This is a genomic window from Flavobacterium psychrotolerans, from assembly GCF_003097635.1.
Classification (GTDB): Bacteria; Bacteroidota; Bacteroidia; order Flavobacteriales; family Flavobacteriaceae; genus Flavobacterium; species Flavobacterium psychrotolerans.
The window spans coordinates 102,133-114,597 of sequence record NZ_QCZI01000006.1; the positions used below are offsets into that span (position 1 = coordinate 102,133).

Here is a 12,465-nt window from a genome sequence, read left to right on the forward strand (position 1 = left end):
TTGTAAAGGGGTTTTGATTGTTTAATTTTTTTAATTGAATAAATTACGAATACTTAATTCAAATAAATGGATTCCAATATTCCGAAAAAGAATGCCTTCACCAAGGAAAGCCTGAAAAAGCAATTCAGACTTTCTGAGTTTTTAGCTGAAAAAATTATTTCATCAGTTGCCTTTTTATCCATAGCGATAATTGTGCTCATCTTTGTTTTTGTTTTTAAAGAGTCATTACCTATTTTTAATTTCGGCGAAAAAGAAGCTCCAAAAACAGAAATTGGTGTCAATTCCGATTCAAAACCAGAATCCTACAGAGCAGCTCCCATGGAGGATCTGAAGCCTGAATCTTACGGGACTGAACCAATAGAGGAATTGAAGCCGGAAACCTATGGTGCTGAGCCAATAACCCAAGAAGATTTAAAACCAGAAACTTACGGCGATGTTCAGGCGGAATCCACCGTTGCATCATCAGAACAATCTCCAGCATTGGGTCCGGAAAATAACGAAGGTGCTGACAAAACTTGGAGCACTTTTTTAACTACAGAATGGGTTCCAGTATCAGAGCACCCTAGATTTGGATTAATAGCTTTGCTCATTGGGACTTTAAAAGTAACCGTAATCGCCATGCTAATTGCGGGACCTTTAGCCATTTTAGCGGCATTGTACACCTCTTGTTTTGCGTCTAAAAGAGCCAAAGAAATTATTAAACCCATTATCGAAATGCTTGCTGCCTTTCCATCAGTGGTAATCGGTTTTTTTGCACTAATAGTTTTAGCTTCTTTCTTTCAAAATATTTTTGGGTATGATTCCAGATTGAATGCTTTTGTAGGAGGAGTTGCCATGGCATTAGCGGCCATTCCCATTATTTATACCATTTCAGAAGATGCCCTTTCAGCCATTCCAAAAACATATACCGAAGCAAGTTTGGCGCTTGGAGCGAGCAAATGGCAAACCGCCTTTTTTGTAACCTTACCAGCAGCTACGCCAGGGATATTTGCAGCCTTACTTTTAGGCGTGGGTCGGGTTTTTGGAGAAACTATGATTGCTCTTATGGCCACGGGGAATGCGGCACTATTATCGGCAAATCCTTTTGAAAGTGTACGGACTTTTGCGGCTACTATTGGAGCAGAAATGGCTGAAACTGTTTTTGGAGAAACTCATTACAGTGTGCTATTTTTTATCGGATCCTTGCTTTTCATCTTTTCATTTGTATTAAATGCTGTTGCAGAATTTTATGTTAAAGGAAGATTAATCAAAAAATTCCAAGGTAAATAATTATGAAAACAAAGGAAACAGAAGGTCAGTTTTTTTCAAGTAAAAAAGGAGATAAGGATATTAAAGGAAAATTTATTATAGGAATTACCCAATTGGCAGTTATTTTAATTTTTGCCATTCTTTTTATCATTTTGGGAATTATTATATACCAAGGACGAGAAAAATTTTCATGGGAATTCATCAGTACATTTCCAACTGACGGAATGACAAAAGGAGGGATTTTGCCAGCTATAATTGGGACTTTTATATTAGTAATAGTGATGTCTATTGCAGCCGTTCCTTTCGGAGCCATTACCGCCATATATTTGACGGAATATGCAAAAGAAAACTCAAAATTTGCTGCCGCCGTCCGATTCTCCATCCGAACTTTGGCAGTAGTACCTTCTATCATATTTGGTCTTTTTGGACTGGGTTTTTTTATTCAATTTGTGGGAGCAGGAGCCGATAAGGTTTTTAACGCAGGCGAATTGCATTGGGGGCAACCTAACATTCTTTGGGCGAGTTTAACAATGTCGTTATTAACGCTTCCTGTTATCATTGTTTCCGTAGAAGAAGCTTTAAAAACCATTCCCCGGGAGTTGCGTGAGGCTAGTTTGGCTTTAGGGGCTACAAAATGGCAAACTATCAAAAAAGTTGTACTTCCGGGATCTATTTCTGGAATCATGACAGGAACAATTCTTGCCGTTAGTAGAGGTGCCGGAGAAGTGGCTCCAATTTTATTTACGGGGGCGGCCTATTATTTGGCGACTTTACCGGGTTCTTTGAGTGATCAATTTATGAATTTGGGATATCACATTTATATTATGTCCACCCAATCTTCGGATGTAGAAAAAACGATGCCTATTCAGTTTGCTACAACATTGGTATTATTAATTCTTACTTTGTCACTAAACTTAGTTGCTGTAATTATTAGATCCAGAATTAGAAGAAAAGCAAATTAATTTCGAAAATGGACCAATTTATTCTATTCTTGACTTAACATAAAAATACATGAAAGACATTAAAATTGAGGTAAACGATTTATCCTTATACTATGGAGAAAAAAAGGCATTGAAAGATATTTCAATGATAATCCCGTCCAATAAAGTGACAGCTTTAATTGGACCCTCTGGTTGCGGGAAATCAACATTCTTGAGATGCATCAACAGAATGAATGACCTTATTCCAAATGTGACCATTACGGGACAAATGTTGGTAGAAGGAGTCGATATTTATGATAAAAATGTTGATGTGGTTAACATTAGAAAAAAAATCGGAATGGTTTTCCAAAAATCAAACCCTTTTCCGAAATCCATTTATGAAAATGTGGCTTATGGCCCTAGAATCAATGGTATAAAAGATAAAAAGCAACTCGACGAAATTGTGGAAACGTCATTAAGACAAGCTGCCATTTGGGACGAGTTAAAAGACAGATTGGATGATTCAGCTATGGGGCTTTCGGGCGGACAACAACAACGTTTGTGTATTGGAAGAACACTGGCCGTTAGCCCGGATATAATTCTTATGGACGAACCTGCAAGTGCACTTGATCCAATTTCTACTTCAAAAATCGAAGAATTAATTCATGAATTGAAAGAGCAATACACCATCATCATTGTAACGCACAACATGCAACAAGCCGCTAGAACCAGTGATTATACCGCTTTTTTCTATTTGGGTGAATTAATAGAAATGGACAAAACCAAATCGATTTTTACCAAACCATCAAAGAAGCAAACAGAAGATTATATAACGGGAAGATTTGGATAATTATTAAATTGCAGTATCTTTCAATCTTTAAATTAAAAAAAATGGCATCACTTTTAGAAACAGAATTAGCAAAGTTAAGAAGTACAATAATTGAAATCAATAATCTAGCAGAAGCCCAGGTTTTTGAAGCCATGAAGGCATTGCTTTCAGAGCCAGGTTTTGAAGGGAAAGAGGTAAAAAAAATAGAAAATAAAATAGACAAACTAGACATTAAAATTGAAGACATCTGTCAAGGTATTTTTGCTTTGCAACAACCGGTAGCTTCAGATTTAAGATTCATCATGTCTGCCATGCAAATGAGCAATGAGATAGAACGGATAGGCGATTTGGCGGTAAGTATTATAAAAAAGGCAAAGAATATTAATAAGAAACACGATTTGGCATCAAAATTCAATATTCCTGAAATCGCCAGAGAAATTGAAACCATTACCTTAAAGACTAATGGCTGTTTTCAGACTTTAAATGAAAATAATATTGGAGAGATTTTTATTTTAAACAATAGTATTAAGCATAAAAGCAGCGAAGCCATTCACCTAATTATTGCCGAAATGAAGAGCAATTCTAAAACAATAGTTTCAGGAACTAACTTGGTTATGGTATTAAAACATATAGAGAGAATTGCAGAACATTGTACGAATATTGCCGAATCGGTTTATTTTATGATCAATGCTAAAATTATCAAGCACGATAAATTCATTGGTAAATCCGAATGATTGTTCGTTTTTCCTGATTTAACGCTGAATAAATTTTAAAAATTAGCTTTGTGTCGATTTGATATAAAGCTAATTTTTTTTTACGCCGTTTCCTTACTTTTGAAAAAACAGAATAAATTTTTCCAATGAATGGGATTTTCCTCTGTCCTTAATCCTTTGTACAAATCGATTTCCTGTAAATGACCTAATTTAAAATCGTCTTGCTTGACATAGGGAACGAGGCCTTGTCTCTTTAGTTTTTTGGCCAAATATTCTTGTTCGTATTGCCCCGGGGTTGGAATGAAGAAAGCCTTTTTACCCAGTTTTGCTAAATCCATTACGGTGGTGTAGCCGGAACGGCAAAGGATGATATTACTTTCGTTAAAAGTGTGTTCCAGTTCATCTGACGTCATAAAATTGCAGTACAGAATATTTTTAATCTGTTCTTTTGTCTGATTGGTTTCAACTTTTCCTTTAATGAAAACGACTTTTCCGTCAAAATCAATTAACTTTTCTTTCAGCAGGTCTTCAAGTATTCCCCGTTGCGGTTCAGGGCCGGAAAGGATAACCATCAAATCGTATTTTAGGGGAAGTTCTTTTTTCTCCAATCGGCTTAACGGACCAACGTATTTTATTTTAAAGTCAGGTTTTTCTAAATGGCCCAATTTCCCAGTTAAATTAGGCGCAGTTTCAAAATCCGGAACCCAGCATTCGTCAAATTTTTTTATAATGTGTTGGTGCAATTTGCTCGTAATCCAAGTGGTATTTCCCGTCATTACATTCAGTTGATGCGTGATGAAAACCGATGGCACTTTTTTGTTGCAAACCCCCAAACGATTATCCGAAATAATACCAATAAGATGGTGCTCTTTAGTCCATTTCTTCACTAATTTTTTTTCGGCTAAAATGGCTTGAATCATTTTTGGAGCGTTTTTCAACATTTTCCATTTAAAATAGGCTCCATTTTTTGCGTATTCAATTTGATAGGATGGCAATTCTAAGGTTTGAAGATGCGGAAATTCTTTTCGAAGCATTTCAAGAGCAACTCCATCCGAAGCAATTATTGGTGTAAAACCATTTTTTTCTAATGCTTTTATAATGGGAATACAACGCGTGGCGTGGCCCAAACCCCAATTTAATGGTGCAATCAAGATGTTTCGGGTAGTTAAATTCACAATTATTTTTATTAAATTGTTATGTTTTAAAAACTGCAAGATAAAAATAATTCTGGTCTTGTATATTTCCTTAGTTTTGCCAAAACATTAAATTAAATCGTGGGAAGTAAAAATAAGTTAAAAAGATTCAAAGAGAACGAAACATTTGAGAATGTTTTTCAACCAACAAGAGAAGAAGTGGTTTCGGGTTCTTTTCCTCTTAAAGGAAAATGGAATGCCGACTTTTTCAAAAATGACAATCCTTTAGTATTAGAGTTGGGTTGCGGAAAAGGCGAGTATTCAGTGGGTTTAGCCGAGAAATATCCTCAAAAAAACTTCATAGGCATTGATATTAAAGGCGCCCGATTTTGGCGGGGAGCGAAGACGGCCGTCGATGAGGGGATGCGCAATGTGGCTTTTATTCGCACACAAATAGAATTGATTGATCACATTTTTGCCGAAAATGAAGTCGATGAAATTTGGATTACTTTTCCAGATCCTCAAATTAAATACAAACGTACCAAGCACAGGATGACCAATTCTGAATTTTTACAATTGTATAAAAAAATTCTGAAACCGGACGGTGTGATGAATCTTAAAACTGATAGCGAATTCATGCATGGGTACACTTTGGGATTGCTCCATGGCGAAGGACATGAAGTTTTGTATGCCAATCACAATGTCTATGTCAATGAAGGTTCTCCGGAAGAAGTTACTGCCATTCAAACGTTTTACGAGAAACAATATTTGCAACTAAACAAAGCAATTACGTATATTCGTTTCAAAATTAAATAAGATGAGGTTTGTTTGGCCACTATTTTTCGGATTTTTTTCAGCGGCAATTGGTATCGCACTTCCGGGATTAATTAACATGACGGCGGCAAAAGTGAGCATTCGTGACGGTCGGGATCGGGCGTTGCTTTTTGTTACAGGAGCCATTATCATCATATTTTTCCAAACGCTGTCGGCCATCCTTTTTGCCCGCTTTATCGATTCCAGGCCAGATGTAGTCGTTTTGTTGCGAGAAGTAGGGTTAGCGATATTTATAGCCTTGACCATTTATTTTCTGTTTTTTGCCAAAAAACCAAAAGCAAAGAAAGAAGAAATGAAAATGCACAGTAAAACCAATCGTTTTTTTCTGGGTATGTTATTATCCGCCCTTAATTTTTTCCCTGTTCCGTATTACGTATTTGTCACTATATCCTTGTCGTCCTACCGGCTTTTTTCTTTTGACAGGATTGCAATAGCGTTGTTTTTGTCAGGGGTTATTTTGGGCTCCTTTGCTGTTTTTTACTATTACATCAGTTTCTTTAAAAGAATTGAAGCCAAAACCGATTTTTTCTTCAAAAATATGAACCAAATTATTGGTGCAATCACCGGAATTGTTGCTTTGATTACAATGATTACCGTCATAAAATACTATTACTAAAAAGTGGAAGCCAATTTTTTTGAAAGGGTATATATTGTAGCGAGACAAATTCCCTACGGCAAAGTCACTTCATATGGTGCCATTGCCAGAGCGCTAGGTACCGGACGCTCCGCCCGAATGGTAGGCTGGGCCATGAATGCAGCGCATAATTTGGAAGACGTACCGGCACATCGTGTGGTGAACAGAAAAGGGTTGTTAACAGGAAAACACCATTTTGACGGGACTAATTTGATGCAGCAATTATTGGAAAACGAAGGGATTGTTGTTGTCGATAATCAGATTATGGATTTTGAGAAGGTATTTTGGACTCCAGAAGTGATGTTGTGATTATTTCCCGTTTTTATTTTCATTACCTTTATTTTTTTTATTGGCCATCTCTGCAATCCGAATCAAATAGGCTTCAATAGATTCGTTTTCTTCCATCGGAATATTTTCCAACAAACTACTAAAGCCGTCAATTAAATGGGTATATTTCTTAAAAGTATCTTCAAGTAATTGCTCGTTTTTTGTTTCCCAGTAATTCCCCTCATCGGTAAGGTCAAAATTCTCAAAATAGAGTTTGTTCAAATAATCAAAAATAGTAATCAGTTGTTTGTGGATTTGAGGGCCGGCAAATTGTGTTTTTACCGAAAGATAATCATCTTCCAATTCGTTTTCGGAAAACGCAGGGTGTTCTAACTTGTATGGAGCGCACATTTTTCCATTGGAAAGAAAGGTCAGGTACACCGTTTCGCAATTTGGAGGGCTAAAAAAAATGCCATAAATAGAATCGTTAAAAGAATTGACGGTAAACGCATCGTTTGGAATCGCTTCTTCAAAAACATGGTAGCCCCAATGATTTGCTTTTGCGATATCGGTTACTTCCTCAATCATTTTTTTTAATGATAGCGGATTTTTTAACGCTCCTTTATAATGAAAACTTAAACCCATAATTGATTTGATGTTTCTCAATAACGAATTTAGCTATTGCATTTTGAAATCGATACTTTTTTGTAATAAAATTGATTTTAAAAAGTGAATTGAGAATGTCAATAAATACAATCAAAGGGTTTGAGATTATTCAAGTAACTCGTTTTTTTTAAGTATTTGCTGCCTAAATAGCCTTGAATTTGTGTCTAGGGAATTACTTAACGCCCGCCTTATATTCCAATTCCATCGCGTTAATAATCTCTTTTACTTGTTCTTCGCCAATTCTTTTGGCTTTGATTTTTTTGTTTTTGTCTAAAATGTAAATAACAGGAGTCGAATAAATGTCGTATTTATCCTTTAAATTGGTAAAATGAACCCCGTCATACACGTTTATCCAATCCAGTTTATTTTCTGCAACATAGTCGCGATACTTCTCAAATTCTTGTTGGGTGTATACGCAAAAAACCTTGATGTCTTTCTTCTCCTTGAGTAAGGCATGATAGGTTTCTAACAATTTTGGGATTTCAACCTTACAATGACCGCAATCAACATCCCAAAAAACAAGCACCAAATAGTCTGCTTTTATGGAATGCAACCTTAAAACCGTTTTTTCTATTTCCTGGCTGTTGGCATAGTACAATTTGGTTACTTCTTCGCTTGTTTTTGCGGTATCAAAACCCATTTTTGCAATTTTATCATGGCCTTCTATGGTAATCATGGGTAAATCGGGTGCAATTTGCCCTAGCAATAAGGGGCGTAGAATTTCCGCCCGATTAATAATGTTTTTAACGATATTGTCGTCATTGTAAAGGTCGTTTCCCTTTCCGGTTTTAAAATAATGATCTACAATGTAAACAAAGACTTTGTCAAAACTCATTATTTTTGACGTTTCATAAGTAGATGTAAAATGCGCTAACAATAGTTTGTACATAATGCTGCTTTGTACTGTTTTGTTCATGATGCGGTCAATTTCAACCGCAACCGAATCGGGATTTTTTACTACCAAGGCATCAAAATAGCGTTTCATCTTGTTAGCAAAGAAAGGGGTTCGCACCATGCCATCATCCTGAAAATTCACGTTGTCCCAATAATGTTTCTTGTAATAGTTAAAAACGGCAATACTGTCCGGTCTCCCGTTAGAGGCCTTTGGGACATCTTTAAGTGTTTTTTCGATTTTCAAGTTTAAAACATCACCAATGTAGCTTCCTTTGGTTTGCTCTAAGAAAGTTTTTTCATAGTTGGCAATGTTTTCGCTAAGTAGCTTTTGTTTGGCAGTTACTAAAGCGGTAGAATCGGTTTTGCTCATTCCTTTAGTTGTAATCAAAACGGAGTCAAAATTCTTTTTTTGGGAATTGATAAACCGAATGTAATCAAAGAAATCATTTTCTTGTTTTGAATTTGGACTATTTAGCGTGGACGTAAATTGAGTCGCTGCATCACTGTTTATCTCGATTTTTTGGGATTGGTCATCGATAAAAAAATCAAAATAAATACTTTTGTTTTGACCCAAAATCGAATAGATTCCTTTGTCTAATTTGTTTTTTCCTTTAAAAACAATGGAGCCATTTTTAATGGGTTTGACCGTGTCTACTAACAAATTTTTGTCAAACTGATAGTAAGTGAGATACACTAATGTGTCCTTGCAATTTTTTAAATTAATTTTAATTTCGTGTCCCTGTTGCGCATTTGCATGAGAAAAAAGGGAAAAAATAACAATCGATAAAAATAATTTTTTCATAATTGGTTTACTATTGAAATAATAGGATTTCATAATTAGTACGCTCCAAATATAGTGATTCCGAAAAGCGATGCAATTATGGTGTAAAGTTGAATTTAATTTTCAAACAAAAATAAAATATTTCTTTAAAAAATAAAAATTTACAATTAAATATAAAAGAGTCAAATTGGATACAATTCTCAAAACATTTTCAATCCATTACCTATTGTTTAAAAAGAATTCGCATTATCTTTGCAAATTAAAATTAACCTTAATTAAGGGCAAGAAGAACGTTATGAAATTAGATAGAAAAGACATTCTTAAAGCTTTAGAAACGATTACTATAGCTGGAGAAGGAAAAAATATGGTCGAAAGTGGTGCCGTTGCAAACGTTGTTACTTTTGGAGATGAAGTGGTTGTGGATTTAGTATTACACACACCTGCCATGCACATCAAGAAACGAGCAGAGGATGACATCAGAAAGGCAATTCTTGAATTGGTTTCACCCGAAGCAAAAATTAAAATCAATAGTAAAATTGAAGTTCCGGACAAACCAGAAATTAAAGGAAAATCGATTCCCGGTATCAAAAACATTGTTGCCGTAGCCTCTGGAAAAGGAGGTGTTGGAAAATCTACCGTTACCGCAAACATAGCTGTATCCCTTGCTAAGATGGGCTTTTCGGTAGGGATTCTTGACGCTGATATTTACGGGCCGTCTATGCCTATTATGTTTGATGTTGAATCTGAAAAACCAATTTCAGTAGAAATCGATGGCAAATCAAAAATGAAACCGGTAGAAAGCTACGGTATTAAAATACTTTCCATAGGATTTTTTACCTCGCCGAGTCAAGCCGTAATTTGGCGTGGACCAATGGCTTCAAAAGCGTTAAATCAAATGATTTTTGATGCCGATTGGGGAGAATTAGATTTCTTGTTATTGGATTTACCTCCAGGAACAGGCGATATTCATCTTTCCATTGTACAATCTTTGCCTATAACCGGCGTCGTGGTTGTGAGTACGCCACAAGCGGTAGCTTTAGCCGATGCCAGAAAAGGAGTTTCTATGTTCATGTCAGATTCCATAAATGTACCTGTACTCGGAATTATCGAAAACATGGCTTATTTTACACCTGAAGAATTGCCAAACAACAAATACCATATCTTCGGAAAAGAAGGAGCCAAGAACTTAGCAGAAGATTTAAAGGTTCCATTCCTTGGAGAAGTTCCAATAGTTCAATCCATTCGTGAGGCTGGGGATTACGGTCGTCCGGCTGCAATGCAAACGGGTTCTGTTATTGAAACTGTTTTTGAAGAAATCACAAGAAACGTGGTGCGGGAAGTGGTAAGCAGAAACGAAAGTTTACCTCCTACTGAAGCTGTTAAAATCACGACAATGGCCGGCTGTTCTGCGGTAAAAAAATAGATTGTTATGGGTTGGTGAGTAGATTTTGAAATAATCTACCCATCCAACTATGAACTATCTGACAATCTAATAATCCTAAATTATGACAACAGAAGAATTAACGCGCAATGTCTTAAAAGCACTGGAAGAAATCAGACCTTTTTTGAATTCTGATGGTGGAGATATTACGCTCATCTCTATCGAGGACAACAAACACGTGAAAGTGCGACTTGAGGGTGCTTGCACCAGCTGTAGTGTAAACCAAATGACACTTAAAGCAGGAGTAGAAACCACCATAAAAAAGTTTGCTCCACAAATTGAAACGGTGGTCAATATTTTGTAAATCATGATTTGAGTTTAATGCTGCAGGAACATTTTTAATAAAATGATTGTGATTTAAAAACCACAGCCAGTATCAGTTAAAAAATAAATAACATAAAACAACCAATTTCAAGATATAATGGATGTATTAATAAAAATTAAAGACCGAGAAGGAGTTGTTCATGATTTGCAGGCTCCCACGGATATGGCCATGAACATCATGGAATTATGTAAAGCTTATGAACTTCCTGTAGAAGGAACCTGTGGCGGAATGGCCATGTGTGCTTCCTGCCAATGTTACGTTCTCAACGATATTGCTTTGCCAGAAATGGGGGATGATGAGGAAGCTATGCTTTCGGAGGCATTTTATGTGAAACCGAACAGTCGTTTGGGGTGTCAAATCCCAATCACGGAAAGTTTGGAAGGATTGGAACTGGAGTTGGCGCCAGAATCATAAAAATAAGGAGGACTTTAAATTCCCCAGAAACAAAAAGGCTTTCATTTCTGAAAAGCCATTTTGTTTCTGGGGAATTTCATTTTATTTAAAGGCAGGAATACCCGTAATATCCATTCCTGTAATTAACAAATGGATGTCATGAGTCCCTTCATACGTAATTACACTTTCTAAATTCATCATGTGCCTCATAATAGAGTATTCACCAGTGATTCCCATTCCGCCCAACATTTGTCGAGCTTCACGAGCAATATGTATAGCCATATCTACATTATTTCTTTTAGCCATGGAGATCTGGGCTGTAGTCGCTTTGCCTTCGTTCCTCAAAACGCCCAATCGCCATGTTAGCAATTGCGCTTTGGTGATTTCGGTAATCATCTCGGCTAATTTTTTTTGTTGCAGTTGGGTCCCTGCTATAGGTTTGTCAAACTGAATTCTTTCTTTCGCATAACGCAAAGCCGTGTCATAACAGTCCATTGCTGCTCCAATGGCTCCCCAAGCAATGCCGTACCGAGCAGAATCTAAACAGCCTAACGGGGCTCCCAAGCCGGATTTATTAGGCAATAAATTTCCTTTAGGCACTTTTACATTATCAAAAATCAGTTCTCCAGTTGCCGATGCGCGAAGAGACCATTTGTTATGTGTTTCTGGAGTGGTAAAGCCTTCCATGCCACGTTCTACAATCAATCCGTGAATTCTTCCTGTTTCATCCTTAGCCCAAACCACGGCAATATCCGCAAATGGGGCGTTCGAAATCCACATTTTGGCACCATTCAACAAATAATGGTCGCCCATATCTTTATAATTGGTAATCATACTTCCTGGGTCAGATCCATAATTGGGTTCAGTCAAGCCAAAACAACCCAAAAATTCTCCGGAAGCCAGTTTTGGCAAATATTTCATGCGTTGTTCTTCGTTTCCGTATTTCCAAATTGGATACATCACCAGCGAAGATTGCACAGAAGCCGTGGAACGAACTCCCGAATCGCCTCTTTCGATTTCTTGCATAATCAAACCGTACGAAATTTGGTCTAAACCCGCACCGCCATATTGCTCTGGAATATAAGGCCCAAAAGCGCCAATGTCCGCTAAGCCTTTGATGATTTGTTTTGGGAATTCTGCTTTTTGGGCATAATCCTCTATAATTGGTGAAACTTCCCGTTTAACCCATTCCCGCGCGGCATCCCGCACTAATTTATGTTCGTCGGTTAGTAATTCATCAAGATTGTAATAATCTGGGGCTTGAAAAAGATCTGGTTTCATAGTTTTGTCATTGCAAGGCATTGCGAAGCGTAAAGCAAAGCAATCGGTTAATTAATAAGGCACAAATTTACACAAAGAAATTTAACAAAACCATTGACGATTGTTA

The 12,465-nt window shown here is 36.7% G+C and carries 14 protein-coding genes; 10 read left to right on the forward strand and 4 right to left on the reverse strand.

Annotated features, from left to right (window positions below; translation table 11 throughout):
- Positions 1 to 66: 66 nt before the first annotated feature.
- Genes pstC through phoU form a run of 4 tightly spaced genes read left to right on the forward strand, consistent with a single transcriptional unit; the run spans position 67 to position 3,731 of the window.
- Positions 67 to 1,269, forward strand: a complete 1,203-nt coding sequence (gene pstC, locus DB895_RS06485; RefSeq protein ID WP_116724552.1) for a phosphate ABC transporter permease subunit PstC — start codon at positions 67 to 69, stop codon at positions 1,267 to 1,269.
- Between the two features lie 2 nt (positions 1,270 to 1,271).
- Complete coding sequence (gene pstA, locus DB895_RS06490; RefSeq protein WP_116724553.1) at positions 1,272 to 2,210, forward strand: phosphate ABC transporter permease PstA; 939 nt, start codon at positions 1,272 to 1,274, stop codon at positions 2,208 to 2,210.
- Between the two features lie 49 nt (positions 2,211 to 2,259).
- Entirely contained in the window at positions 2,260 to 3,018 is a 759-nt protein-coding gene (gene pstB / locus DB895_RS06495) for a phosphate ABC transporter ATP-binding protein PstB (RefSeq protein WP_116724554.1), read from the forward strand.
- Positions 3,019 to 3,059: 41 nt separating this feature from the next.
- The gene (phoU, locus tag DB895_RS06500) at positions 3,060 to 3,731 is read left to right on the forward strand and encodes a phosphate signaling complex protein PhoU (protein ID WP_116724555.1); all 672 of its coding nucleotides are present in this window, start codon (positions 3,060 to 3,062) and stop codon (positions 3,729 to 3,731) included.
- A gap of 80 nt (positions 3,732 to 3,811) precedes the next feature.
- Here phoU and DB895_RS06505 read toward each other — a convergent pair whose 3' ends face one another.
- On the reverse strand, positions 3,812 to 4,891 hold the full coding sequence (locus tag DB895_RS06505) for a glycosyltransferase (RefSeq protein WP_116724629.1): 1,080 nt from the start codon (positions 4,889 to 4,891) through the stop codon (positions 3,812 to 3,814).
- Between the two features lie 93 nt (positions 4,892 to 4,984).
- Between DB895_RS06505 and trmB the strand changes: the two genes are divergently transcribed.
- From trmB to DB895_RS06520, 3 genes are read left to right on the forward strand one after another with little or no spacing between them, the layout of a single operon-like run.
- Complete coding sequence (trmB, locus tag DB895_RS06510) at positions 4,985 to 5,659, forward strand: tRNA (guanosine(46)-N7)-methyltransferase TrmB (RefSeq protein ID WP_116724556.1); 675 nt, start codon at positions 4,985 to 4,987, stop codon at positions 5,657 to 5,659.
- A 1-nt stretch (position 5,660) separates the two neighbouring features.
- Positions 5,661 to 6,293: a LysE family transporter gene (locus tag DB895_RS06515; RefSeq protein WP_116724557.1), complete on the forward strand. Its 633-nt coding sequence runs from the start codon at positions 5,661 to 5,663 to the stop codon at positions 6,291 to 6,293.
- Between the two features lie 3 nt (positions 6,294 to 6,296).
- Positions 6,297 to 6,620: an MGMT family protein gene (locus tag DB895_RS06520; RefSeq protein WP_116724558.1), complete on the forward strand. Its 324-nt coding sequence runs from the start codon at positions 6,297 to 6,299 to the stop codon at positions 6,618 to 6,620.
- Here the strand turns inward: DB895_RS06520 and DB895_RS06525 are convergent, their stop codons facing one another.
- Positions 6,621 to 7,166: a hypothetical protein gene (locus DB895_RS06525; RefSeq protein ID WP_133242652.1), complete on the reverse strand. Its 546-nt coding sequence runs from the start codon at positions 7,164 to 7,166 to the stop codon at positions 6,621 to 6,623. It abuts the gene before it with no gap.
- A 250-nt stretch (positions 7,167 to 7,416) separates the two neighbouring features.
- A complete protein-coding gene (locus tag DB895_RS06530) occupies positions 7,417 to 8,940 on the reverse strand; it encodes a TlpA family protein disulfide reductase (RefSeq protein WP_166426941.1) in 1,524 nt (507 codons plus the stop codon).
- A gap of 274 nt (positions 8,941 to 9,214) precedes the next feature.
- Here DB895_RS06530 and DB895_RS06535 point away from each other — a divergent pair, with 274 nt between their 5' ends.
- The 3 genes from DB895_RS06535 (at position 9,215) to DB895_RS06545 (ending at position 11,099) form a co-directional block, all read left to right on the forward strand.
- Positions 9,215 to 10,342: an Mrp/NBP35 family ATP-binding protein gene (locus DB895_RS06535; protein ID WP_116724630.1), complete on the forward strand. Its 1,128-nt coding sequence runs from the start codon at positions 9,215 to 9,217 to the stop codon at positions 10,340 to 10,342.
- An 82-nt stretch (positions 10,343 to 10,424) separates the two neighbouring features.
- Complete coding sequence (locus DB895_RS06540; RefSeq protein WP_116724561.1) at positions 10,425 to 10,664, forward strand: NifU family protein; 240 nt, start codon at positions 10,425 to 10,427, stop codon at positions 10,662 to 10,664.
- A 117-nt stretch (positions 10,665 to 10,781) separates the two neighbouring features.
- Positions 10,782 to 11,099, forward strand: a complete 318-nt coding sequence (locus tag DB895_RS06545; protein ID WP_116724562.1) for a 2Fe-2S iron-sulfur cluster-binding family protein — start codon at positions 10,782 to 10,784, stop codon at positions 11,097 to 11,099.
- An 81-nt stretch (positions 11,100 to 11,180) separates the two neighbouring features.
- On the opposite strand, the gene DB895_RS06550 is transcribed toward DB895_RS06545, so the two are convergent.
- Positions 11,181 to 12,359 carry an acyl-CoA dehydrogenase family protein gene (locus DB895_RS06550; protein WP_116724631.1) on the reverse strand — a complete coding sequence of 393 codons (1,179 nt, stop codon included), beginning with the start codon at positions 12,357 to 12,359 and terminating at the stop codon, positions 11,181 to 11,183.
- Positions 12,360 to 12,465: the final 106 nt, after the last annotated feature.